This is a genomic window from Rhizobium sp. SVR5-2C (assembly GCF_056755115.1).
The window spans coordinates 1-22,769 of sequence record NZ_JBNDHT010000118.1; the positions used below are offsets into that span (position 1 = coordinate 1).

General features: G+C 59.8%; 24 protein-coding genes. 10 read left to right on the forward strand and 14 right to left on the reverse strand.

The annotated features are described in order from the left end of the window. The 6 genes from ACPYOI_RS26490 to ACPYOI_RS26515 all read left to right on the forward strand — a co-directional run. On the forward strand, positions 1-762 hold a 762-nt coding region (locus ACPYOI_RS26490), incomplete at its 5' end, for an extracellular solute-binding protein (protein ID WP_481423583.1). Between the two features lie 217 nt (positions 763-979). Then, a complete protein-coding gene (locus ACPYOI_RS26495) occupies positions 980-1,966 on the forward strand; it encodes an ABC transporter ATP-binding protein (protein WP_481418723.1) in 987 nt (328 codons plus the stop codon). Further along, a complete protein-coding gene (locus ACPYOI_RS26500; RefSeq protein WP_481418722.1) occupies positions 1,963-2,931 on the forward strand; it encodes an ABC transporter permease in 969 nt (322 codons plus the stop codon). Before ACPYOI_RS26495 ends, ACPYOI_RS26500 begins: the two co-directional genes overlap by 4 nt. Beyond that, complete coding sequence (locus tag ACPYOI_RS26505) at positions 2,921-3,736, forward strand: ABC transporter permease (protein WP_481418721.1); 816 nt, start codon at positions 2,921-2,923, stop codon at positions 3,734-3,736. Before ACPYOI_RS26500 ends, ACPYOI_RS26505 begins: the two co-directional genes overlap by 11 nt. 75 nt (positions 3,737-3,811) lie before the next feature. Then, positions 3,812-5,239 (forward strand): gamma-aminobutyraldehyde dehydrogenase, encoded by a 1,428-nt coding sequence (locus ACPYOI_RS26510; RefSeq protein ID WP_481418720.1) that lies wholly within the window; start codon positions 3,812-3,814, stop codon positions 5,237-5,239. Positions 5,240-5,306: 67 nt separating this feature from the next. Continuing rightward, on the forward strand, positions 5,307-5,801 hold the full coding sequence (locus ACPYOI_RS26515) for an ester cyclase (RefSeq protein ID WP_481418719.1): 495 nt from the start codon (positions 5,307-5,309) through the stop codon (positions 5,799-5,801). Between the two features lie 91 nt (positions 5,802-5,892). Here the strand turns inward: ACPYOI_RS26515 and ACPYOI_RS26520 are convergent, their stop codons facing one another. Further along, the gene (locus ACPYOI_RS26520) at positions 5,893-6,525 is read right to left on the reverse strand and encodes a YjbE family putative metal transport protein (protein ID WP_481423584.1); all 633 of its coding nucleotides are present in this window, start codon (positions 6,523-6,525) and stop codon (positions 5,893-5,895) included. A 172-nt stretch (positions 6,526-6,697) separates the two neighbouring features. Here ACPYOI_RS26520 and ACPYOI_RS26525 point away from each other — a divergent pair, with 172 nt between their 5' ends. Continuing rightward, the gene (locus ACPYOI_RS26525; protein ID WP_168831366.1) at positions 6,698-6,871 is read left to right on the forward strand and encodes a DUF1328 domain-containing protein; all 174 of its coding nucleotides are present in this window, start codon (positions 6,698-6,700) and stop codon (positions 6,869-6,871) included. A 14-nt stretch (positions 6,872-6,885) separates the two neighbouring features. On the opposite strand, the gene ACPYOI_RS26530 is transcribed toward ACPYOI_RS26525, so the two are convergent. Then, positions 6,886-7,548, reverse strand: a complete 663-nt coding sequence (locus ACPYOI_RS26530; RefSeq protein WP_481418717.1) for a DUF1345 domain-containing protein — start codon at positions 7,546-7,548, stop codon at positions 6,886-6,888. Between the two features lie 95 nt (positions 7,549-7,643). Then, on the reverse strand, positions 7,644-8,609 hold the full coding sequence (gene tal / locus ACPYOI_RS26535; RefSeq protein ID WP_481418716.1) for a transaldolase: 966 nt from the start codon (positions 8,607-8,609) through the stop codon (positions 7,644-7,646). A 316-nt stretch (positions 8,610-8,925) separates the two neighbouring features. Here tal and ACPYOI_RS26540 point away from each other — a divergent pair, with 316 nt between their 5' ends. Further along, entirely contained in the window at positions 8,926-9,954 is a 1,029-nt protein-coding gene (locus ACPYOI_RS26540; protein ID WP_481418715.1) for a sugar-binding transcriptional regulator, read from the forward strand. On the opposite strand, the gene ACPYOI_RS26545 is transcribed toward ACPYOI_RS26540, so the two are convergent. Then, on the reverse strand, positions 9,945-10,817 hold the full coding sequence (locus tag ACPYOI_RS26545; protein ID WP_481418714.1) for a methylated-DNA--[protein]-cysteine S-methyltransferase: 873 nt from the start codon (positions 10,815-10,817) through the stop codon (positions 9,945-9,947). The two genes, ACPYOI_RS26540 and ACPYOI_RS26545, sit on opposite strands and share 10 nt — an antisense overlap. Positions 10,818-10,887: 70 nt before the next feature. Further along, the gene (locus tag ACPYOI_RS26550) at positions 10,888-11,385 is read right to left on the reverse strand and encodes a DUF2244 domain-containing protein (protein WP_481418713.1); all 498 of its coding nucleotides are present in this window, start codon (positions 11,383-11,385) and stop codon (positions 10,888-10,890) included. Between ACPYOI_RS26550 and nth the strand changes: the two genes are divergently transcribed. Continuing rightward, entirely contained in the window at positions 11,384-12,187 is an 804-nt protein-coding gene (gene nth / locus ACPYOI_RS26555; RefSeq protein ID WP_481418712.1) for an endonuclease III, read from the forward strand. The genes ACPYOI_RS26550 and nth overlap by 2 nt on opposite strands. An 18-nt stretch (positions 12,188-12,205) precedes the next feature. Here the strand turns inward: nth and ACPYOI_RS26560 are convergent, their stop codons facing one another. Next, positions 12,206-12,919 carry a sulfate transporter family protein gene (locus ACPYOI_RS26560; RefSeq protein ID WP_481418711.1) on the reverse strand — a complete coding sequence of 238 codons (714 nt, stop codon included), beginning with the start codon at positions 12,917-12,919 and terminating at the stop codon, positions 12,206-12,208. 228 nt (positions 12,920-13,147) lie between these two features. On the opposite strand from ACPYOI_RS26560, the gene ACPYOI_RS26565 reads away from it, so the two are divergent. After that, entirely contained in the window at positions 13,148-14,002 is an 855-nt protein-coding gene (locus tag ACPYOI_RS26565; protein WP_168831359.1) for a MurR/RpiR family transcriptional regulator, read from the forward strand. Between the two features lie 9 nt (positions 14,003-14,011). Here the strand turns inward: ACPYOI_RS26565 and ACPYOI_RS26570 are convergent, their stop codons facing one another. The 8 genes from ACPYOI_RS26570 to ACPYOI_RS26605 form a co-directional block, all read right to left on the reverse strand. Then, a complete protein-coding gene (locus tag ACPYOI_RS26570) occupies positions 14,012-15,595 on the reverse strand; it encodes an FGGY-family carbohydrate kinase (protein ID WP_481418710.1) in 1,584 nt (527 codons plus the stop codon). Then, positions 15,595-16,284, reverse strand: coding sequence for an HAD family hydrolase (locus tag ACPYOI_RS26575; RefSeq protein WP_481418709.1), 690 nt, complete (start codon positions 16,282-16,284; stop codon positions 15,595-15,597). Before ACPYOI_RS26575 ends, ACPYOI_RS26570 begins: the two co-directional genes overlap by 1 nt. A 92-nt stretch (positions 16,285-16,376) precedes the next feature. Next, the gene (locus tag ACPYOI_RS26580; RefSeq protein WP_481418708.1) at positions 16,377-17,855 is read right to left on the reverse strand and encodes a mannitol dehydrogenase family protein; all 1,479 of its coding nucleotides are present in this window, start codon (positions 17,853-17,855) and stop codon (positions 16,377-16,379) included. Positions 17,856-17,936: 81 nt separating this feature from the next. Further along, positions 17,937-18,935, reverse strand: a complete 999-nt coding sequence (locus ACPYOI_RS26585) for an ABC transporter ATP-binding protein (RefSeq protein ID WP_481418707.1) — start codon at positions 18,933-18,935, stop codon at positions 17,937-17,939. 18 nt (positions 18,936-18,953) lie between these two features. Continuing rightward, positions 18,954-19,784, reverse strand: a complete 831-nt coding sequence (locus tag ACPYOI_RS26590) for a carbohydrate ABC transporter permease (RefSeq protein WP_481418706.1) — start codon at positions 19,782-19,784, stop codon at positions 18,954-18,956. A 1-nt stretch (position 19,785) separates the two neighbouring features. Next, on the reverse strand, positions 19,786-20,658 hold the full coding sequence (locus ACPYOI_RS26595; RefSeq protein WP_481418705.1) for a carbohydrate ABC transporter permease: 873 nt from the start codon (positions 20,656-20,658) through the stop codon (positions 19,786-19,788). Positions 20,659-20,795: 137 nt separating this feature from the next. After that, positions 20,796-22,106, reverse strand: coding sequence for an ABC transporter substrate-binding protein (locus ACPYOI_RS26600; RefSeq protein WP_168831353.1), 1,311 nt, complete (start codon positions 22,104-22,106; stop codon positions 20,796-20,798). A 146-nt stretch (positions 22,107-22,252) separates the two neighbouring features. Further along, positions 22,253-22,769: sugar-binding transcriptional regulator (locus ACPYOI_RS26605; RefSeq protein WP_481423585.1), on the reverse strand; the 517-nt coding region annotated here is incomplete at its 5' end.

The following is a 22,769-nucleotide window of genomic DNA, read 5'->3' on the forward strand; positions in this document are numbered from 1 at the left end:
GTGAACGGCGTGCACTATGGCGTTCCTTATCTCTGGGGACCAAATGTGCTGATGTACAATACGGAGGTCTTCAAGGATAAGGCGCCGACCAGCTGGAAGGTTGTCTTCGAGGAGGAAACACTTCCCGACGGCAAGTCCAACAAGGGGCGGGTCCAGGCCTATGACGGCCCGATCTATATCGCCGATGCTGCCCTCTATCTGATGGCGAACAAACCGGACCTCGGCATCAAAGACCCTTACGAGCTCAACGAAGATCAGTACAAGGCGGCCCTCGACTTGCTGCGCGGCCAGCGCAAGCTCGTCTCGCGTTACTGGCATGACGCGATGATCCAGATCGACGACTTCAAGAACGAAGGCGTCGCCGCTTCCGGGTCCTGGCCGTTCCAGGTCAACCTGATGCAGGCCGACAAGCAGAAAATTGCTTCAACCTTCCCGGAGGAAGGGGCCACCGGCTGGGCTGATACCACCATGCTTCACGCTGACAGCGAGCACCCGAATTGCGCCTACATGTGGATGGAGCACTCGCTGTCTGCGAAGGTTCAGGGCGACGCCGCCGCTTGGTTCGGCGCCGTCCCCTCCGTCCCGGCGGCCTGCAAGGGCAACGAACTGATGACCGATTCCGGCTGCAACACCAACGGCTTCGATCACTTCGACAAGATCAAGTTCTGGAAGACGCCGACAGCCAAGTGCACCAGCCAGGGCGAATGCGTGCCCTATCACCGCTGGGTATCGGACTATATCGGCGTCATCGGCGGGCGGTAATCGCTGCCACCTTCTCCCCTTTGGGGGAGAAGGTGGCCCGAAGGGTCGGATGAGGGGGCGCTGCGGCAGCCTCGCCCTCGCTTGAGCTCGGACGTTCGCTCCTTCCGTCGCTCACCCCCTCATCGCCTCGCTTTGCTCGGCACTTCTCCCCGATGGGGAGAAGTGGGAGTATGCCGCTCGCACTCCCACATCGATGAATTATCGTGGAGTTCCACCAATGACACCCGCTGTCCGTTTCCAAAAGGTCTCACGCCATTTTGGCCAGGTTCGCGCCGTCGATCGCGTCGATCTCGAAATCGCCTCGGGCGAATTCTTCGCGATGCTCGGCCCCTCCGGCTCGGGCAAGACGACATGCTTGCGCCTGATTGCCGGCTTCGAGCAGCCGACGGACGGACATATCGAGATCTTCGGCGAGACGGCCGGCGGCGTTCCGCCTTACCGGCGCAACGTCAATACCGTCTTCCAGGACTACGCGCTCTTCCCGCACCTCAACGTCGTCGACAATGTCGCCTACGGGCTGATGGTCAAGGGCATCGACAAGGCGGAACGCACTAGGGCGGCGGAACAGGCGCTGGAACTGGTGAAGCTCCCCGGCTATGGCGCCCGCCGTCCCGGTCAGCTTTCCGGGGGCCAGCGGCAGCGCGTGGCGCTGGCCCGCGCGCTGGTCAACAAACCGAAGGTGTTGCTGCTGGACGAACCACTCGGCGCGCTTGATCTGAAGCTGCGCGAACAGATGCAGGAGGAGCTGAAGAGCCTGCAGCGGGCGCTCGGCATCACCTTCGTCTTCGTCACCCACGATCAAGGCGAGGCACTCTCCATGGCCGACCGCGTCGCCGTCTTCAACAATGGCGGCATCGTCCAGGAGGGCACGCCGCATGATATCTATCGCCGCCCAAAGACCCGCTTCGTCGCCGATTTCGTCGGTTCCTCGAACGTCATCGCACCGGATCTGATGACCTCGCTTGGCGGCGAGAAACGCTGGGCGAGCCTGCGCCCCGAGGCGATCCATCTTTCTGGCGACGGGGTAGAAGCGAAGATCGAAAACACCAGTTTTCTTGGCGCCGCGACGCGCCTCACCGTCGACATCAAGGGCGCACGCCTGCACGTCACCCTGCCCGCCGGAACGCATGTACCTACTATCGGCGCGACCGTGCGCCTTCTCTGGCAGCCGGCCGACGTGCATTACATGGACGACGCGGCATGACGACGTTGACCCTCACAAAGCCCGTCGGCGCGACTTCGATTCTGCCCGGACGCGGCGGCTTCTTCGGCCGGCTGTCGGATGCCTTCTGGCGTCATCCGAAGCTGCTGCTCCTTCTGATGCTGACTCCGCCGCTGCTCTGGCTCGGCGTCATCTATATCGGCTCGCTGATCGCGCTCCTTCTGCAGAGCTTCTTCTCGATCGACGATTTCTCCGGTCTTATCAACTACGAGTTCACGCTCGCGACCTACGCGCAGCTTCTGAACCCCACCAATTTCGACATCATCGTCCGCACCGTCGTCATGGCGGCCATGGTGACGATTGCCTCTGCCTTCATCGCCTTTCCGATCGCCTATTACGCCGCACGCTATGCTCAAGGAAAATGGAAGGCCTTCTTCTATCTCAGTGTCATGCTGCCGCTCTGGTCGAGTTATCTGGTCAAGGTCTATGCCTGGAAGCTGGTTCTGGCGAAGGAAGGCATCCTGACCTGGATTTTCGCCAAGCTGCACCTCTCCTGGCTGCTCGACGGCGTTCTCGCCCTGCCCGTGGTCGGTGGCAATTCATTGTCGGTCAGCTATCTCGGGACCTTTATCGTCTTCGTCTATATCTGGCTGCCCTACATGATCCTGCCGACACAGGCCGCTCTCGAGCGCGTCCCGGCAAACCTGATCGAAGCCGCGTCCGATCTCGGCGCCACGCCGCAACAGACCTTCCGCACCGTGCTGTTTCCGCTGGCGCTACCCGGCATCGTCGCGGGCTCCATCTTCACATTCTCCCTGACGCTCGGCGACTACATCATCCCGCAGATCATTGGCTCCTCGCGCCTTTTCATCGGCCAGGCGGTCTATGCACAGCAGGGTACGGCGGGCAACGTACCACTCGCCGCCGCCTTCTCCGTCGTGCCGATCGTCATCATGGCCGTCTATCTCTGGCTTGCTAAAAAGCAGGGGGCTTTCGATGCGCTCTGATCGCCACCAGACATCGCCGCTATTGCTGAAGATCGCCGCTGCCGGCGGGCTGCTCTTCCTGCACCTGCCGATCCTTCTGATCTTCGTCTATGCCTTCACGACCGAGGAAAAAAGCTATCAATGGCCGCCGCCGGGGTTCACGTTGCAGTGGTTGGGCATCGCCTGGAACAGGCCGGACGTCTGGGCCGCCCTCGGGCTTTCCCTGCAGGTCGCCTGCATCGCGACAGCGATTGCGCTGGTGCTCGGTACGCTTTGCGCGGCCGCCGTCAGCCAGACCAGGTTCTTCGGCCGCGAAGCGATTTCGCTGCTCGTCATCCTGCCGATCGCGCTGCCCGGCATCATCACCGGCATTGCGCTGCGCTCGGCCTTCAGCCTGTTTGACATCCCGTTCTCGGTCTGGACGATCGTTCTCGGCCACGCCACCTTCTGCGTCGTGGTCGTCTACAACAATGCGGTTGCCCGCTTCCGCCGCACGTCCGCTTCGCTGATCGAAGCCTCGATGGATCTTGGCGCCGACGGTTTCCAGACATTCAGATACGTCATCCTGCCGAATATCGGCACGGCGCTTTTGGCCGGAGGCATGCTCGCCTTTGCGCTGTCCTTCGACGAGGTCATCGTCACGACCTTCACCGGCGGCCAGCAATCGACGCTGCCGATCTGGATGCTGGAAGAGCTCATCCGCCCGCGCCAGCGACCGGTCACCAACGTGGTCGCCATGGTCGTCGTGCTCGTCACTTTCCTGCCGATCCTGGCAGCCTACTACCTCACTCGCGACGGCGATCAGATCGCCGGAGCCGGCAAATAACCAGAGTGGGATGCGGAAAAGTGTGAAGCGGTTTTCCGTCCACATCCCACTCCGTCAACAATATGGGAGAACATCATGGACACCGCGATGCTGATTGGATCTCGTTTCGAAGCGGGCACGGAAACGGAAGAGCGCATCTTGAACCCGAAGACGGGCGAGACCGTGCTGAACCTGCCGGAAGCCTCGCTCGGCCAGATCGACGCCGCCGTGGAGGCGGCCGAAAAGGCATTCATGAGCTGGTCGCAGACGACACCCGCCGAGCGCTCCGGCTATCTTTTGAAGATCGCCGATGCGATCGAGAAGGATGCACAAGGTTTCGCCACGCTGGAAGCCTTGAACTGCGGCAAGCCGATCAATGCCGTGCTGAACGACGAAATACCGGCGATTGTGGATTGCTACCGCTTCTTTGCGGGCGCCGTCCGGAACCTGCATGGACCAGTCGCCGGCGAGTATCTGCCTAGTCATACCTCGATGATCCGCCGTGACCCGATCGGCATCGTCGGGTCGATTGCACCGTGGAACTATCCGCTGATGATGATGGCCTGGAAGCTCGCGCCAGCGATCGCCGGCGGCAACACCGTCGTCTTCAAGCCGTCCGAACAGACACCGCTGACCGCGCTGAAGATGGCGAAGCTCCTTGCCGAGATCCTGCCCGAAGGCGTTGTCAACGTCATCCTCGGCCGCGGCGAAAGCGTCGGCAATGCATTGATCAACCATCCGAAGATTTCGATGGTATCCATCACAGGCGACGTCGCAACCGGCAAGAAGGTGCTGCAGGCGGCCGCCAAGACCGTGAAGCGCACGCATCTGGAGCTCGGCGGCAAGGCGCCGGTCATCGTCTTCGACGACGCCGACATCGAGGCAGTCGTGTCCGGCATCCGCACCTTCGGCTACTACAATGCCGGCCAGGACTGCACCGCCGCCTGCCGCATCTATGCCGACGCCAAGATCTACGACCGGTTCGTCGCCGACCTCTCCTCGGCCGTCGCCAGCATCAAGTTCAACCAGGCCGATGATACCGAAAACGAGATCGGTCCATTGATCTCCAAGCGCCAGCGCGATCGCGTAGAAAGCTTCGTCGCGCGGGCCTCAGAACACAAGCACATGGAAATCACCGCCGGTGGCAAGATCTCCGGCGACAAGGGCTTCTTCTATGCTCCCACGGTCGTCGCCGGCGCAACGCAGGACGATGAAATCGTCCGCCGCGAGGTTTTCGGTCCTGTCGTTTCCGTCACCCGCTTCACCGATGTCGAGGACGCGGTCACCTGGGCGAACGACAGCGATTACGGCCTTGCCTCGTCCGTCTGGACCAAGGACATCAGCCGCGGCATGAAGACGGCCGCGCGCCTGCAGTATGGCTGCACCTGGATCAACACGCACTTCATGCTCACCAACGAGATGCCGCATGGCGGCCTGAAGCAATCCGGCTACGGCAAGGACATGTCGGTCTACGCACTGGAAGACTACACCGCCGTCCGTCACGTCATGATCAACCACGGCTGATCCGTGCGCCGGGCGGAACCGTCCGGCCGCAAACCAAACGAGCAACAACATAAAAAGGGGAACCCAAATGAAACGCCGTACCGTTCTTGCCGCCTTGGGCGGCATCTGCCTCGCCTCGACGCTTACAGGAATGCCAGCCTACGCCGCCGACCAGACACCGCTCGCGGTCGTCGAACAGTATCTGGCCGCCTGGAACGCCCATGATGCCGGCAAGGCCGCTGATCTTTTTGACGAAAAGGTCAGCTATTACGACGCGTCAGTCGGCAAGCCCACCGTCGGCAAGGCGGAAGCCAAGGCCGCGGTAATCGACAACTTCATGACCGCGGCGCCGGACCTCAAATGGGTGATGCGCGGCGATCCAATCGTCAGTGGAAACAAGGTTTCCTTCGAGTGGACCTTCTCGGGAACGAATAGCGGCGCTTGGGCGGATGGAACCCCGGCAACCAACAAGTCCTTCTCCTTCGATGGCGCCTCGGTCTTCGTTATAGAAAACAATGCGATCAAGCAGCAGTCGGACTATTACGATGCCCTTGGCTTCTACAAGCAGCTGGGTTTGATGTAACGTCCCGATGCCTGACGGCGACACCCCTTCGAAGGGCGTCGCCAACGGGCCGCTGGGCCGCACCTGCCGTTCCGTCTTTCAGCCTGAAGCTTCAGGCGACATGGCCATAGAGAGCGAGCAGCTGTTCGCTGCCGTTCCACACCATGTCGAGCGCCACATAGACGATGATCGCAAGGCCGATCCAGCCGATCCACTTGAAGCGCTCGAGGAGCTTCGCGACGACGTTCGAAGCGAGGCCCATCAGCAACACCGAAAGGATGAGGCCGAAAATCAGCGCATTCATGTTCTCCTTGGCGGCGCCCGCAACGGCAAGCACGTTGTCGAGCGACATGGAGACATCGGCGAAGATAATTTGAGCGATCGCCTGCCGGAAGAGCTTCGGTTTCACATGCGGGTCATGGCCGGAAGCATCGCCGGCATGCGCCTGCTCCTCTGCCGCCGACAGCAATTCCTTGCCCATCGTCCAGCAGATCCACAGGAGCATCAGTCCGCCGGCAAGCGTGATGCCGGTAATCGCAAGCAGCTTCGCCGCGGCCACGGCGAAGACGATGCGGATGATTGCTGCGGCCGCGATGCCGACGGCAATCGCCTTGCCGCGCAGCTCGCTGACAAGGCCGGCGGCGGCCATGCCGATGACGATCACATTGTCCCCCGAGAGCAGGAGATTGATCATGATCACTTCGAAATAGGCGGAAATGGTATGCTGGTCCAGAAAGGCGGGCATGGAAAAGGCTTTCGTCGATGGGGCAAATCGATGTCCATCCCTTGAAACAGATCGGTCGAACTTTGGAAAGCCCCAATATGATCATTTGAGGAACGCCGTTCCGTTTTAAACGATTTGGAACAATTTCCCGTCTGCCGCGTAGCTTCTGGGACAAACGCAGAGGACAAACACCATGCTGAAATGGGCACTGATATTCTTGGTAATTTCGCTGATCGCCGGTTTCTTCGGTTTTTCCGGCATCTCCGCGGCCACCGCGACAATCGCGCGCGTGCTGTTCGGCATTGCTCTCGTTATCTTCTTGATCTTCCTGATCCTGGCGCTGCTAGCGGGACAGGCGATCCTATAGTCCGCAAGGTTTGCCTATAACAGGCTTGCCCCGACATTGATCGCGAGCGCCAGGATCGTCGTGTTGAACAGAAACGACAGCACTGCGTGGAGCAGCGTGATCTTGCGCATCGTCACGGAAGAGACGGCAACATCAGCCGTTTGCGCCGCCACGCCGATCGTGAATGAGAAATAGAGGAAGTCCCAATAGACCGGCTCTTCAATCCGATCGGGGAAGATCAGCCCATTTCCCTGTTCGCTGTAAAAGCGGTGGGCGTAGTGGATGGTGAAGAGCGTATGGAGGAACACCCAGGAGATAAGAATCGTGACGACCGCCTCGCCGGCTTTGGCCAATGCGATACTCGGCGCGGCGCTTTTGATGGAATGCAGCTCGAGACCGATACCGGCAATGCTTGCAAGTGCCGCCGCGATCGACAGGAACAGCACGAGGGTGTCGGAGAAATCCAGATCCTCCGCCCGCCTCCTGATATCCGCAACCGTTGCTCGAAGCATTCTTCTCCAACTGATGCCGATGAAGACCATGGCCGCGACGTTCCAGCCGATCAGAACATGGTCGGCGCCCACGCGTACGGAGTTCAGGACCAGAAAAGCGGCAAGGCCGGAAATAAAGGCGATAATGACGCTCGAGTGCCGGGTGACAGAGGTCACCGTTAAGCCGCCCTGGTCGTCATCCGCCATGGATTTTCTCCGGCCCCGTTGCCATCGATACTAATAGGAAAATGGCGCGGCCGCTCTTGGCGGACGCGCCATTCCAGTCGTCTCATGCAAACATCTTAGGCGGCAGCGAGCTGCAGTTCCTTGCGAACCATTGCACGAAGCGCCCCCAGGTCCTTGGCGAAAGCACGGATGCCTTCGGCAAGCTTTTCGGTTGCCATGGCATCTTCGTTCATCAGCCAGCGGAAAGTCTTCTCGTCGATTTCGATCTTCGGCTCGGCCTTCTTCGCTTCCGGCGAAAGCCTGCGCGCAAGCGTGCCCTGATCGTTTGCGAGTTCATCGAGCAATGCCGGGCTGATCGTCAGGCGATCGCAACCGGCCAGCGCTTCGATTTCGCCGACATTGCGGAACGAAGCACCCATGACGATCGTCTTGATGTCGTGCGACTTGTAATAATTGTAGATGTCACGGACCGACTGAACGCCCGGATCCTCTTCCGCAGTGTAGTCCTTGCCGGTCGACTTCTTGTACCAGTCGAGGATACGACCAACGAAAGGCGAGATGAGGAAGACCTTCGCGTCAGCGCAAGCAATCGCTTGAACTTTGGAGAAGAGAAGCGTCAGGTTGCAGTCGATACCTTCCTTCTGCAGCACTTCCGCAGCACGGATCCCTTCCCAGGTGGATGCAAGCTTGATCAGGATGCGATCTTTCTCGATGCCACGTTCCTTGTAGGCGGCAATGATGGCGCGCGCCTTGGCGATGGATGCTTCCGTATCGAAGGAGAGGTCGGCGTCTACCTCCGTCGAAACACGCCCGGGAACGAGTTTCGACAAAGCAGCGCCGACGGAAATCGCCAGCCGATCCGCAACGGCAGCCGCAGCCTCATCGGTATTTCCGCCCCGCTTCTTTCCCCAGGCCACAGCTTCCTTGACCGCATCGGCAAACATGGGCGTGCCGAGCGCCTTCAAAACGATGGTCGGGTTGGTGGTGCAATCCACCGGCTTCAGGCGCGCGACGGCCTCGATATCGCCGGTATCGGCGACAACCGTGGTCATTTCGCGGAGTTGGTCAAGCTTGGATGTCATGGTCAAATTCCCTTGTGAACTCGAACTGCTACCTTGCGCTGCGAACCGGCGCGAGCTCCGGTAATTGAGGTAATCTACGGACAGACGATTTGCATGCAATAGGCGGAAGGCGACCCGTCACTTTCCGCGCCTATACATTGCCTTACCCGGACGAGTACGACTTTGTCAGCAGCGACTATCATCGTTTCGTCAATCGAAAGTCAAGGACATTTGTGCATTTCAATTGACATAAGTGTCACGCGCGTCATTATCGCCGGTACCGGGCTCTTCTTCCTTCTCGAAGGGTAATTAGGGTCGAATTTGCACGGGAGAAGATGTGGTCAAGCTGAAACGCGGCACGCACACGGCCTACTCCGAAGCCTCCTCTTTGAGGCTGCGCGCCGCGTGGCTATACTACAATCAAGGCCTGACGCAGAAGGATGTCGCCGAACAGCTCGGCATCAGCCGAACCACCGTCATCCGCCTGCTCGACGAAGCGATGAGGCGCAGCGAGGTGCAGATCTGGATCAATGATTCAATCGGTGATTGCGTCGAGTTGTCGGTGAAGCTGGAGAGGGCCTATGGCCTCGACGAGGCGATCGTTGTTCCCGCTCCAGCGCGTTGCGACGCCGAGAGCCTGGCGAAAAACGTCGGCCTCGCTCTTGGCCAGTTCCTGTCCGAAGCAATCCCTGACGATTATACGATCGGCGTCGGCTGGGGCCGCACGATGACGGCTTCGCTTTCGAGCTTCCGGCCACCGCGCCGCGTCAATTGCAAGGTCGTCTCGCTCCTCGGCGGCATTGTCGCGGTGCATCAAACGAACCCGATCGACTATACGTGGCGGCTCGCGAGTCAGCTTGGTGCGGAGTGCTACATGTTCCTCTCGCCGCTGCTTGTCGACTCGGTCGAGACCAAGCGCAACCTGATCGAAAAATGCGGGCTCGACGCGATCTATCGATTGGCCGAAGATCTCGATCTCGCGATCGTCAGTTGCGGGGACATCGGTCCTCATTCGACGTCGCTGTCGGAAGGCTGGATTTCGAAGACGGAACTGCAGCAGCTGATCGATGCCGGCTGTGTCTGCGACACGATGTTCAATTTTCTCGACGAGGACGGCAACACTGTCGATCATTCGATCAACAGCCGCGTCATGTCAGTCGATCTCGATACGCTGAAGAACGCCAGGCACATCGTGCTCGCCTCGGGCGGCGCCCACCGCGCCGTCGCCATTCGCGCCACCATAAGGCGTATCGGCTGCAATACGCTGATCACCGACGAGAGCGCAGCCAGGGCGCTGCTGGAGCTGACGGAGACCGCACAGCTTGCGTCTTCTCCCCGGCGAGGAGAGGAGAACCCTCAGGCCTGACCGGCTTCCCAGCCAAGCATTGCCCGCTTTCGGGTGAGGCCCCAGTGATACCCTGTCAGCGCCCCGCTCTTGCCGACGGCACGATGGCATGGCACCACGAAGGATATCGGGTTGGCACCGACGGCAGCGCCTACAGCACGCATCGCCTTGGGATTGCCGATGTCATTGGCAATATCGCTGTAGGTCACAGCCTTGCCGAACGGAATCTTCAAGAGGCTTTCCCAGACGCGCACCTGAAAATCCGTGCCGATGAGCACGACGCGCAGCGGCTGGTTGGCCGACCACTTGCCCGGATCGAAGATGCGCTCGCAATAAGGCGCCGTCGCCTGCCGATCCTCGACATATTCGGCATTCGGCCAGCGGCAGCTCATGTCTTCAAGACAGGCAGCCTCGTCGCCAAGATCGCTGAAGGCAAGGCCGGCAAGGCCGCGATCGGTCACCATGACCAGTGCGACGCCGAACGGCGACTGGTGGAAGGCGTAGCGGATCGTCAGGCCACCACCGCGTGCTTTCCACTCGCCCGGCGACATCGCCTCATGGGTGACGAAGAGGTCGTGAAGACGGCTCGGGCCGGAAAGGCCCACTTCGATCGAGGTTTCAAGCAGCGGCATGTTTTCCTGGCGCAGCAACCGCTTTGCATGGTCGAGCGTGACTGCCTGCAGGAACGCCTTTGGCGAAAGCCCGGCCCAGCGGGTAAACGTCTTCTGGAGTTGCGTCGGCGATTGGTTGAGCCGCGCGGCGATCGCCTCCAGCGACGGCTGGTCGCGATAGTCCTCGGTGATGAGTTCGATGACCTGACGCACGGTCTCGTAGTCCGGACCCGCCGGCGTCATGTCTCTGTTCAGATTTGCGATCATATTCATCGTTCTTCTCCTTGTAACAAGGAGATAGTCAAGAGGACGGCTACAAGCCACCCGTTTCTTGCGGCACGGTTCAAATGCGTTGCTTGACCGTTGCGAGCGCGCATTTGAAGGCTCTGGCGAAGCTTTCGCGGTCATCCGGATTGAGGAAGGAGCCGATATCCGTCCGCCGGCCCTCGCCGAAAATATGCATGGAGAGAATGCCGATCTCCTGATGGCGGCGCACCAGGAAGCGCGCCCAGAACGGATTGAAGTGATGCTCCACCATTCTCCCGGAAGGCGTAAATTTTCGGATCGCGACATCGGTGCGCGAAACCGTCACTTCCTCGCGCGCCTTTCCGGAGCGATAGTTAAGCCAGAAGGCACCGTAAAGCAGGGCGAAATCCAGCCCGAAGAAGAAGCCGATCGGCCAAGCCCCGGTGACGATAAAGAACATCCCGTACATGAAGCAGACAGCACCGGAAAGCAGAAGCAACACCCTGAAGCCCTTGCGCCCGAGCGACCGGTAAGGGAAAAGTTCGGCTGCAAAAACAGGCTTGTCGTTCGCCCTCTCGGCGTTGCTTTCTGTCATGGCCGATGAGTATAGATTGTCCATGTCCGAACCGAAACTCAAATCCGCCCGCAAAGCTCCGCAAAACTCAAAAGTGATCACCCGCGACAAGACTGCCGCCGTGCGCACCGTATACTCGGAAGCCGAGCGCGAGGAGATATTCCACCGGTTCTCGGTCCAGCGGCCGGAGCCGAGGGGCGAGCTGGAGCACACCAATCCGTTCACGCTGATCGTGGCCGTCGCGCTCTCCGCCCAGGCGACCGACGCTGGCGTCAACAAGGCAACGCGGGCGCTCTTCAAGGTGGCAGACACACCGGAAAAGATGCTGGCGCTCGGGGAGGGACGCCTCCGCGACTACATCAAGACGATTGGCCTTTACCGCAACAAGGCTAAGAACGTCATGGCGCTTTCGCAGATGCTGATCGACGAATTCGCCGGCCAGGTGCCGCAGACCCGCGATGAGCTCGTGCGTTTGCCGGGCGTGGGCCGCAAGACCGCCAATGTGGTTTTATCGATGGCCTTCGGTCAGGCAACCATTGCGGTGGATACGCACATCTTCCGGATCGCGAACCGCATCAAGCTGGCGCCGGGAAAGACGCCGGATGAGGTGGAAGAGCGCCTGATGAAGGTAATCCCCAAGCACTATCTCTACCACGCCCATCACTGGCTGATCCTGCATGGCCGCTATACCTGCAAAGCTAGGCGGCCGGAATGCGAGCGCTGCATTATTGCCGATCTCTGCAAATCGCCGGAAAAGAGCTGCGATATACCGGCACCGCTGGTCGAGCTGCCGCCGCAGGTGATCGGTGAGGCCATCGAGTAGGGCACCATCCTCGATGGTCTACCGGCGAAAGCCCATATCCTTCTGGGAGACCAATTTATAAAGGTGCACCATCATGCCTGCTGCAAAGAGCGGCGTCAGCAAGTTGAGGATGGGGATCGCCAGAAAAACGGCGATCACGAGGCCGCCGAAAAAGACCGTCGACGCGTGCTTCGCCCTGAATAGCCGCGCCTCTTCCGGTGGACGGAAGCGCATCGCCGCAAATTCAAAAAACTCGCGCCCGAGCAGATAGCCGTTGACCAGGAAAAAGGCGATCAGGTTCACGCCCGGAATGAACAACAGGAGGAGCGCCACGATATTGCCGGCGATCACCACGCCCAGGAACTTAAGCGAACTGGCGATTGCCGGGCCGAGCGGCATCGCCGTGCCCGGGGCGTCTTCCGGATAGTCCCGTCTCTCCACGACTTCCGCCACGTCATCGAGAAACAAACCGGCGATCAGTGCGGTAACCGGTGACAACAGCAGCGCAAGCCCCAGCGCAAGACCAATGCTTGCAAGAATTGCGAAGACGAAACTCAGCCAACCCGCCCAATCCGGCACGTCGGGAAAGAAACCAGCTACCCAGGGAAACAGAAAGGTTATGAACAGGCTTCGAAGCAAGAACCAGAGGCCGACCAGAACCAGGATCGTAAGTCCCAGCACCTTCCAGAAAACCGAGCGGGTCTCCCGTGCGAAGAGATTGGCGAACGAAAGGCGCGCGGCATCAAGGATCATTCTTGGCATCTCCGTTGTGCCTGCGCATGTAGGAATCTCAACGTCTGACCGCAAGCGGAAATAAATTCATGCAAGAAGGGAAAACTTGTCTAAAATAACACACTAATATATAGTTTTAGATAACCGAGATAAACTGAACCTGACACGCAGCTTCCGGAAATAGTTGCAAACGGCAAGTCTCGCCATAGCGCATCCGAGAAATGCTTCTGGGAGGTCGGGGAGGCCGACGTGGAGGATTTTGTTCAGAAGCTTAGAAATTATGTGAAGTCCGGCACACCGGCTGAGCGGCGGATCGCAAAATACTTCACCGAGCACCTGAATGACCTTCCTTTCGAGACTGCCGCCTCCGTCGCCGATCGTCTTGACCTTAGCCCGATGACGGTGGGCCGATTTCTGCGCGCGCTCGGCTACCAAGGCCTCGACAGCGTCAAGGTCCATTTTCGCGAAACCGCCGTCACCTCTCCTACCCAGCTTCAAACATCCCTCAGCGAGTTGCAGACCGATGCCTCGGACGGAAAGCCGCTTGCGCTGCTCGTCACCGAGCAGATCCAGGCGCTGCATCACCTCTACCATCTGACCGCACAGACGCACTGGTCCGAAGCTGTCGCGATGATCGGGGCGGCGCGTGAGGTTTTCATTGCGACGCATGTGCGCCTCGCCGGCATCGCGGCGCACTTTGCGCAGCGGCTGATACGCTCCCGCGATGGCGTCCATGCGCTGGACGGTTCAGGAAGCCGTTTCGCGGAGCTCTTCGCACGTCAAAGCGGCGAGGGCGCTCTTCTGATTATCGTCGATTGCCGCCGCTTCGGCAGAGCGCGCCTTTTGGCAAGGACGGCTCGGCGCTTCGGTTACAAGGTCGTGCTGATCGCCACTGAAAACAACGATTGGCTGCCGGATCAGACCAACATTATGCTGACATTACCGCCTGCCCGCTCGCCTGATGACGATAACCTTCCTCCGCTCGTCGCTCTGCTCGACTGTTTGTCGGAATCCGTCATCATAGCGGCGGGTGAAGAGGCCATCGAGCGCAGCCGCCGGATGCTGGAATTCGGAACGATTCTCGGAGAAAGCGGCAGCCACTAGGGTCAGGACCTAGCTCATCGTTTCCAGTTCGGCCCGGTGGCGGTACATGGCGAGGAACCGCCGGTATTCACGGTCGTACATCGCCTGTTTCGCCCCATCCGGCACCCGCTCCTCGCCGCCCGGATACATTGCACAGCCGGCCGCCGCGAGGTCCTTGTGCAAGCCGCAGGCCACGGAGGCCGCGATCGCGGTGCCCAGCAAGACGGCCTCGTTCATCTTCGGCACCACGACTTTGCAGCCCGTCGCATCCGAATAAAGCTCCATCAGTACCGGGTTTTTCACATGCCCGCCCGCCATATGCAGCGTGTCGGGCGCGTAGCCATATTCCTTCATCTTTTCGAGAATATGCCGGGTTCCAAGCGCAATGCTGACAGCGGTGCGCCAATAAAGCGCGCAAAGCCCATCGAACGAGGTATCGAGGGTCATGCCGCTGATGACGCCAACGCCGTGCGGATCGGCAAGCGGCGAGCGGTTGCCGTGGAAATCCGGCAGCACGAAGATACGCGCGCCGAACGCGTTCCCCTCTTCGGCGCGCAGTTGCGCAATGCGAGACACGATCTTCTGATGCAAGGCCGCTGTCGGCTCGCCGCCTGCCGCATGCATGCGGACGATATGGTCGAGCAGCGCCCCCGTCGCAGATTGGCCGGCCTCGACAAGCCACAGTTTCCTGAAGACCGCCTCGTAATAAGGCCCCCACATCCCGTGGCTTGGCTTGGGTTCGCGCGAGAACGAGACGATGCAGCTCGAGGTCCCCGCGATGAGCGCGAGTTGATGCTCCAGCCTTGACGGATCGCCCGCATATCCCGCAAGCGCGCCCAGCGCGCCCGCATAAGCGTCAATCATGCCCGCCGAAACGTGGCAATCCGTCGTGAGTCCGAGAGCCGATGCGGCTTCCTCCGTGAGCGTGCCGACGCTTTCGCCAACTGGCGTCGTCCTGTCAGGCAGGCGACCGCGCTCCTGCAGGTCTTCCAAGCCGATCTGCTTCAGAAAGTCCTGCTGCCAACCCGTTTCAGTGTGCGCAAGATAGTTCCACTTCGCCGTCAGTGTGCAGCGCGAGCGCGCGAGCGAGCCGGTTGCCTTCCAGGTCATGAAATCCGCGAGATCGAAGAAATAGCCCGCTTTCATCCAGGTGCCGGGCAGCTGTTTCTTCAGCCACATCAGCTTCGGCATTTCCATTTCCGGTGACATGAAGTGTCCGGAATGCTCGAGAACCGCATGCGCGGTTGCCGTGCAGAAATCGGCCTCTTTCAGCGCTCGATGGTCGAGCCAGACAATCGTGTCGAAGCGTCGTTCCCCACCGGTCGAAACGCTGATCTGCGCGCCATAGACATCGCGGACGACCAGCGAGCATGTGGCGTCGAAACCGATTGCACCGACTGACGCAGGCGACACGCCCGATTCACCCATCGCTTTGCGAACGGCAATGCAGGCTGCGGACCAGATGTCTTCGGAATCGTGTTCGGCGTGGTTTTCGCGCGGCCGGTTCATGATGATCGGATGTTCAGCCTTGCCCAGCAGGCGGCCGTGAGCGTCGAAGACGCCGGCCCGCGCGCTGCCGGTGCCGACATCCACCGCAACCACATGATCATGCATCAAGGATGTGCCCCATCCAGGTTTCGTTTCTGGATAAGGTGTATCAAATCCGGCATTGCGTCAAACACGCATTCAGGAGAAAGCCTATCGAGTTCAGCACGATAACCGGCAAAATTGGCATGCGAGCCGCCGGTAAAGGCAAAAACTGTCATGCCCGCAGCCTTGGCGGCCTCGACGCCCGCCGGGCTATCCTCGATCACAATGCAATTCTTCGGATCGACATGCATTTCGCGCGCCGCATGTAAGAACAGATCCGGCGCCGGCTTGCCATTCTTCACCATCGACGCGCTGAAGATGTTCGGCAGCTTGTTGATGAGCCCGGTGACGGTGAGCGACAACCGGATGCGCTCGACCTGGCTCGACGAGGCAACGCAGCACGGGATGCTGAGCGCGTCGATCGCCGCGCCTACGCCGTCGATCGGCTTCAGTTCGCGCCGGAACCGCGCATAGAGATCAGTACGGATTTGTTCCAGAAATTCATTTCCGGCATGGACCTGATACTGACTCTTCATCGTCTCAATGACGGTGGCTAGGCTCTTGCCGAGGAAGCGACCATAGACCTCTTCTTCGGTGATCTGCACACCGAGATCGTTCATCGCCTTGACGAGAACGCTGACCGAAATCGGTTCGCTATCAACGAGAACGCCGTCGCAATCGAAGATGACTAGGCGCGTTTCATCATCAGCCATGAAAGACCAACCAGGTTTCGGTTCGGATGCAATCACCCCGCCTGTATGCGAGGGCGGATCGACGGCGGCAGAACTGCCGCCACGTTGATTTCCTACACTGCAAGTTTGCCGTCGAGATAGAGATGCAACGTCTCGCGCGTGCCCTTTTCCCACAGCGTTTTCAGGGCGTGTGCGAAGCGTTTGCGGAAGAGCTCGGATTTGGCGACTTCGCCGAAGATGTCGTCGAACACCAGGAAGGCCATCGGATCGTCCTTGGCCTTGAGCGCTGCCGCATGGAGACGGTCCGCGCTGGCGTCGTTGAAAACGATCTCCTTGCCACTGTCCGTCTTGCCCGCGAAATAGCGGCACCACAAAGCCGAAACCAGCGACAGTCCAACCACATCCTTACCCTGCCGCAGATTGTCAAGCGTCGAAGGCAGGATGAACTTCGGCTGACGGTTCGATCCGTCCTGCGCCAGACGCGGGATCGTATCGGCGATCTTCGGGTTGAGAAGGCGACGTTCGATCAATGCGAAATAGTCCTTGAGGGATGTACTCGGAACCGGCGGAACGATGGGGATGATCTCGTCGTTCTCGAGCTTGGCTAGGAAGGCGCGGATCAGCGGGTCTTCCATCGAGTCGTGAACGAAATGGATGTCCATTAGCGCTGCCGGATAGGCAATCGCCGCATGGCCACCATTCAGGATGCGGATCTTCATATGCTCGTAGGGCGTAACGTCCGGCACGAAGGTGACGCCAGCCTTTTCGAGTGCCGGCCGGCCAGCTGTGAACTTGTCCTCCAAAACCCACTGCTTGAATTCTTCGCAATAGACCGGCCAGTTGTCCTCGATGCCGAAGGCGTCCTTCAGCAGATCGATCTCGCGCTGCCCCGTCGCCGGCGTGATGCGGTCGACCATCGCATTCGGGAAAGCGATGTTTGCCTTGATCCATACCGCGAAGGCCGGATCGGAAAGCTCCGCCGTTCCCACGACGGCGTTTGCGGTCACCACACCGTTGTGCGGAATGTTGTCGCACGACATCACCGTAAAGGGCCCGATGCCCTTTTCCTTGCGGGCCTTAAGACCGGCAACGATCAGGCCGAAGACGGTCTTCGGCTCGGAGGGGTTCTGCCCGTCCGCGACGATCGCCGGATGGCGCGGATTAAACTTGCCCGAGGCGTCGATGAAATAGCCGCCTTCGGTGATCGTCATCGAAACAATGCGGATTGCAGGATCGGCGAGCTTGGCGATGATCGCTTTGGCATCACCGACCGGCAGAATGTCGACCATCGGGCCGGTGACACGCGCAGCTGTCCTGTTATTATCCTGCTCGACCACCGTCGTCAGAAAGTCCTGCGCGGCAAGCTTCTCGCGCATTGCCGCATCCGACGGCAGCATGCCGGCGCCGATGATTGCCCAGTCGTGGTCCTGACCCTGGTTGAAAAGATCGTCGAGATAGATCGCCTGATGGGCGCGGTGGAAATTGCCGACGCCGAAGTGCAGGATGCCTGCCTTGAGCGAGGCTCGGCCATAAGCCGGGATGGCCGCCGTCTTGGCGGCATCAGGGAGCGTCGCCAGCGATATTTTCGTCATGTTTCAGTCCTCTTGAGGTCTCGCGAGGCGGATTCAGCCGCCCTGCTCTCGGCAAACCGGACGCCCCGCCCGGCCTTCGCCTTAGATGGCAAGACCACTCTCGTTGAATTTGTGGACGCGCGCCTTGTCCGGCGTCAGGTAGACAATGTCGCCGGCACGCGCCGCGAAATCGCCGCCACCGCGCGCCGTCACCGATCCGATCCCATCGACGTCGATATACAGGAAAGTGTCGGAGCCGAGATGCTCGGCGACGACGACCCTGCCTTTCCAGTCGCCGCTTTCCGTCGAGAGCAGCACATGTTCCGGACGTACGCCGATCGTATGCGCGTTCAGCGCGGCCGCGTTCTTACCGGTGATGAAGTTCATCTTCGGCGAGCCGATGAAGCCGGCGACGAAAAGATTACGGGGGGTCTTGTAGAGCTCCAGCGGCGAGCCGACCTGTTCGATATTGCCGCGGTTCAGGACGACAATCTTGTCCGCCATGGTCATGGCCTCGACCTGGTCGTGGGTGACATAGACCATCGTCGTCTTCAGTTGCTGGTGCAGCTCGCTGATTTCGATGCGCATGTTGACGCGAAGAGCAGCATCGAGGTTCGACAGCGGCTCGTCGAAAAGGAAGGCGGACGGCTGGCGTACAATTGCCCGCCCGATCGCGACACGCTGCCGCTGACCGCCGGAAAGCTGGCGCGGCTTGCGCTCCAGATAATCCGTCAGGTTCAGGACGCGTGCGGCTTCGCCGACCTTCTTGTCGATCTCGGCCTTGTCCATGCCCGCCATTTTGAGAGGAAAGGCAATGTTGTTGCGGACGCTCATGTGCGGATAAAGCGCGTAGGATTGGAACACCATCGCAAGACCGCGTTCGGACGGCGCCTTTTCGGTCGCTTCCTTGCCGTCGATAATGATCTTGCCGCCGGTGACATCCTCCAGCCCGGCAATCAGCCGCAGCAACGTGGATTTGCCGCAACCCGACGGGCCGACGAAGACGACGAATTCGCCGTCCTTGATTTCGAGATCGATCGAAGGGATGACCTTGGCATCGCCGAAGACCTTCGAAACTTTCTGAAGGGTAATGCTGCCCATGTTTGTCTCCCTGTCGTCTTATTTCACCGCGCCGAAGGTCAGGCCGCGGACCAGTTGTTTTTGCGAGAACCAGCCAAGGATCAGGATCGGCGCGATCGCCATTGTCGATGCTGCCGAAAGCTTGGCGTAAAACAGGCCTTCCGGGCTGGAATAGGAAGCGATGAACGCCGTCAGCGGCGCCGCTTTCGAGGCGCTGAGGTTCAGCGTCCAGAACGCTTCGTTCCAGGCCAGGATGATGTTGAGCAGCAGCGTCGAGGCGATGCCCGGCACTGCCATCGGCGTCAAAACGTAGATGATCTCCTTGGCGAGTGACGCCCCGTCCATACGGGCAGCCTCGAGGATCTCGCCGGGGATTTCCTTGAAATAGGTATAAAGCATCCAGACGATGATCGGCAGGTTGATCAGCGTCAGGATGATCACCAGGCCAATGCGGCTGTCGAGGAGGCCGGAATTGCGGAACATCAGATAGATCGGAATAAGGGCGCCGACCGGCGGCATCATCTTCGTCGATAGCATCCACATCAACACGTCTTTGGTGCGCTTGGTCGGCGAGAAAGCCATGGCCCAGGCGGCCGGGATCGCAATGAGGAGACCGATGAGCGTCGAGCCGAAGGAGATGATCACCGAGTTCATGAAGTGGCTGAGGTAATTCGAGCGGCTCTGCACTTCCGCATAGCTCTCCGTCGTCCAGTGGAAGAAGAGGAACTGCGGCGGCGAGGCGATGGCATCCGCTTCCGTCTTGAAACTGGTCAGGAACGTCCAGAGGATGGGGAAGAAGATCAGGATGCCGAGCGCCCAGGCGATCGCCGTCATGATGAGCTTGCGTTGAGTGGTGACTTTTCTTGCCATCTCAAGCCTCCAGATTCTTGCCGACGAGGCGGACAAGGAAAAGCGCGACGATGTTTGCGAGGATGACCGCGACGATACCGCCCGCCGAAGCGCCACCGATATCGAACTGCAGAAGCGCCTGGGCATAGACGAGATAGGTGAGGTTGGTGCTCTGCGTGCCGGGGCCACCGTTGGTCGTGACCAGGATTTCAGCGAAGACCGAGAGCAGGAAGATCGTCTGGATCAGGATTACCACGGTGATAGCGCGGGCCATGTGCGGAAGGATGATATAGATGAATCGCGAAACCGCACCGGCACCGTCCATTTCCGCGGCTTCCTTCTGCTCTTCATCGAGCGACTGCAGCGCTGTGAGCAGGATAAGCGTTGCGAAGGGTAGCCACTGCCAGGCGACGATCAGGATGATGGAAAAGAGCGGCGCTTGCGCCAGCCAGTCGTAGGGCTGCAGACCGATCGCCTTGGCGATATACGCAAAGAGCCCGTTGACAGGGTTCATGAACATGTTTTTCCACACGAGAGCCGCAACCGTCGGCATGACGAAGAACGGCGCAATCACCAGGATGCGCACGATGCCCTGGCCGTAGATCTGCTGGTCGAGAAGGAGCGCAAAACCGATGCCCCCGACAACGGTGATGATCAGCACGCCGAGAACAAGCAACAACGTGTTGACCAGCGCCGAGAAGAAAGCCGGATCCGTCAGGAAGTATTGGTAGTTGAGGAACCCGACGAAGGTCTCCATGCCCGGGCTGAGCAGATTGTAGTTCAGAAGCGAGAAGTAGATGGTCATCACGAGCGGAACGATCATCCAGGCGAAGAGAAGCACGACGGCGGGAGCCATCATCAGGCGCGCTGCGGAGCGGGTGTGTAACGTTGCCATGGCAATTACCGATCCTGACTTAAGGGGCGAACGGCTGCAGGGCAGCTGAGAAAAAAGAGGCCGCCGACGCAATTCGGGCAATTCGGCGGCCTAGGTTGAGCGGGACGTCAACGATCCCTACCCGTCTCAGGAGGTTATTATTTGATATAACCAGCCTTGGTCATTTCGCGGGTCGCCAGCTGCTGGGCGCTCTGCAGGGCTTGGTCCACGGACACCTGGCCGGCAAGAGCAGCCGAGAACTGCTGGCCGACGGCCGTGCCGATACCCTGGAATTCCGGGATTGCCACGAACTGGACGCCTACATAGGGAACCGGCTTGACGGTCGGCTTGGTCGGATCCGCGGAGTTGATGCTGTCGAGCGTCATCTTCGCGAACGGAGCAGCCTTCTGGTATTCCGGATTGCTGTAGAGCGAGGTGCGCGTGCCGGGAGGTGCGTTCAGCCAGCCATCCTTTTCGGCGACGAGGTTCGTGTAGTCCTTGCTGGTTGCCCAAGCGATGAACTTCTCTGCAGCTTCAGACTTCTGCGAGCCTGCCGGGATGGCGAGGTTCCAGGCCCAGAGCCAGTTGCCGCGCTTGCCGAGGCCCTTGTCCGGAGCCAGTGCGAAGCCGACCTTGTCAGCCACCTTGGATTCCTTCGGGTTGCTGACGAAGGAGGCTGCAACGGTTGCGTCGATCCACATGCCGCACTTGCCGGTCTGGAAGAGCGCCAGGTTTTCGTTGAAGCCGTTCGAAGAAGCACCCGGAGGGCCGGCTTCCTTCATCAGGTTGACGTAGAAATTCAGCGCGTCCTTCCACTCGGGCTGGTCGAACTGCGGCTTCCACTGCTCGTCGAACCAGCGGGCGCCGAAGGAGTTCGACATAGCCGTCAGGAAGGCCATGTTTTCACCCCAGCCAGCCTTGCCGCGCAGGCAGATGCCGTAGATTTCCTTATCCTTGTCGGTGATCTTCTTCGCAGCGTCCGCGATGAAGTCCCAGGTCGGCGCGTCGGGCATCTTCAGGCCGGCGGCGTCGAAGAGATCCTTGCGGTACATGACCATGGAGCTTTCGCCATAGAACGGAGCCGCATAGAGCTTGCCATCCTGGCTGATGCCGCTGCGGATTGCTGGCAGCAGGTCGTCCACGTCATAGCTCGCGCCGAGATTGTCGAGCGGCAGGAGCCAGCCCTGCTTTGCCCAGATCGGAACTTCGTAGGTGCCGATCGTCAGCACGTCATACTGACCGCCCTTGGTCGCAATGTCGGTCGTAACCTTCTGGCGCAGGACGTTTTCTTCGAGGGTTACCCACTCGAGATCAATATCGGGGTTCTTTTTCTTGAAGTCGTCCGTCAGCTTCTGCATCCGGATCATGTCGCCGTTGTTGACGGTCGCGATCGTCAGCGTTTCGGCCGAAGCAATCCCCGCAAACGCCAGAGCTGAGCAGGCGCCCAGCAGTAATGTTCTCAATGTCATATCTTCCTCCCAGAAGATGAGTGTGAGCATTCGCTTTGCCCATGAGCAATTACTCACCAGAGAACGTCAAATGTCAATTGGGAATCGTTGCTGCGATCGCTAACGAAAAGCGCAGTGCTTTGATTCAAAAGGGAAATAATTTTTGCTCAGGCGTTGAGCAAAAACTCAGCAGCCTCTTCATCAGTGATCAGGGCGTTGACTTGACGCCCGACGACGGCGGCTCTGATCGCCTGGAACTTCCGCTTGCCTTTGGCAATTCCGATGACGGTCGACGTCTCGCGCGAAGGAATGGGCGCCGAAGCAACGCGTTCGTTGATCGGATTGTCAAGCAGTTTGCCGTTCCCGTCGAAAATCCAGCCGCAGATCTCGCCGACTGCTCCTTCGCGCATCAACTCGATCATCTCGTCCTTCGCGAGGAAGCCGTCGACGCAAAGGGGACCGTCCGTGCCGAGTTCGCCGATACCGACGAAGGTGACGTCCGCCTGGGCGCTGATTTTCAGGGTCGAGCGCACCAGTTGCTGACCGTGGAGCAACTCGCGCTCCTCGGCCGAAGACGCGAGCACCGGCAGCGGCATTGGAAAATGCCGGGCCTTCACCGCATCCGCCATGCTGAAGATGACGTTGTAATAGGCGGCCGAACCATCCGGCGTGATATTGCCCGTC

What these genes read in the sequence shown, in the direction of transcription:
- ACPYOI_RS26495 (WP_481418723.1), top strand. Translation starts at nt 980, where the DNA reads ATGACACCCGCTGTCCGTTTCCAAAAGGTCTCACGCCATTTTGGCCAG.
- ACPYOI_RS26500 (WP_481418722.1), top strand. Translation starts at nt 1,963, where the DNA reads ATGACGACGTTGACCCTCACAAAGCCCGTCGGCGCGACTTCGATTCTG.
- ACPYOI_RS26505 (WP_481418721.1), top strand. Translation starts at nt 2,921, where the DNA reads ATGCGCTCTGATCGCCACCAGACATCGCCGCTATTGCTGAAGATCGCC.
- ACPYOI_RS26510 (WP_481418720.1), top strand. Translation starts at nt 3,812, where the DNA reads ATGGACACCGCGATGCTGATTGGATCTCGTTTCGAAGCGGGCACGGAA.
- ACPYOI_RS26515 (WP_481418719.1), top strand. Translation starts at nt 5,307, where the DNA reads ATGAAACGCCGTACCGTTCTTGCCGCCTTGGGCGGCATCTGCCTCGCC.
- ACPYOI_RS26520 (WP_481423584.1), bottom strand. Translation starts at nt 6,525, where the DNA reads ATGCCCGCCTTTCTGGACCAGCATACCATTTCCGCCTATTTCGAAGTG.
- ACPYOI_RS26525 (WP_168831366.1), top strand. Translation starts at nt 6,698, where the DNA reads ATGCTGAAATGGGCACTGATATTCTTGGTAATTTCGCTGATCGCCGGT.
- ACPYOI_RS26530 (WP_481418717.1), bottom strand. Translation starts at nt 7,548, where the DNA reads ATGGCGGATGACGACCAGGGCGGCTTAACGGTGACCTCTGTCACCCGG.
- tal (WP_481418716.1), bottom strand. Translation starts at nt 8,609, where the DNA reads ATGACATCCAAGCTTGACCAACTCCGCGAAATGACCACGGTTGTCGCC.
- ACPYOI_RS26545 (WP_481418714.1), bottom strand. Translation starts at nt 10,817, where the DNA reads ATGAATATGATCGCAAATCTGAACAGAGACATGACGCCGGCGGGTCCG.
- nth (WP_481418712.1), top strand. Translation starts at nt 11,384, where the DNA reads ATGGCCGATGAGTATAGATTGTCCATGTCCGAACCGAAACTCAAATCC.
- ACPYOI_RS26550 (WP_481418713.1), bottom strand. Translation starts at nt 11,385, where the DNA reads ATGACAGAAAGCAACGCCGAGAGGGCGAACGACAAGCCTGTTTTTGCA.
- ACPYOI_RS26560 (WP_481418711.1), bottom strand. Translation starts at nt 12,919, where the DNA reads ATGATCCTTGATGCCGCGCGCCTTTCGTTCGCCAATCTCTTCGCACGG.
- ACPYOI_RS26570 (WP_481418710.1), bottom strand. Translation starts at nt 15,595, where the DNA reads ATGCATGATCATGTGGTTGCGGTGGATGTCGGCACCGGCAGCGCGCGG.
- ACPYOI_RS26575 (WP_481418709.1), bottom strand. Translation starts at nt 16,284, where the DNA reads ATGGCTGATGATGAAACGCGCCTAGTCATCTTCGATTGCGACGGCGTT.
- ACPYOI_RS26580 (WP_481418708.1), bottom strand. Translation starts at nt 17,855, where the DNA reads ATGACGAAAATATCGCTGGCGACGCTCCCTGATGCCGCCAAGACGGCG.
- ACPYOI_RS26585 (WP_481418707.1), bottom strand. Translation starts at nt 18,935, where the DNA reads ATGGGCAGCATTACCCTTCAGAAAGTTTCGAAGGTCTTCGGCGATGCC.
- ACPYOI_RS26590 (WP_481418706.1), bottom strand. Translation starts at nt 19,784, where the DNA reads ATGGCAAGAAAAGTCACCACTCAACGCAAGCTCATCATGACGGCGATC.
- ACPYOI_RS26595 (WP_481418705.1), bottom strand. Translation starts at nt 20,658, where the DNA reads ATGGCAACGTTACACACCCGCTCCGCAGCGCGCCTGATGATGGCTCCC.
- ACPYOI_RS26600 (WP_168831353.1), bottom strand. Translation starts at nt 22,106, where the DNA reads ATGACATTGAGAACATTACTGCTGGGCGCCTGCTCAGCTCTGGCGTTT.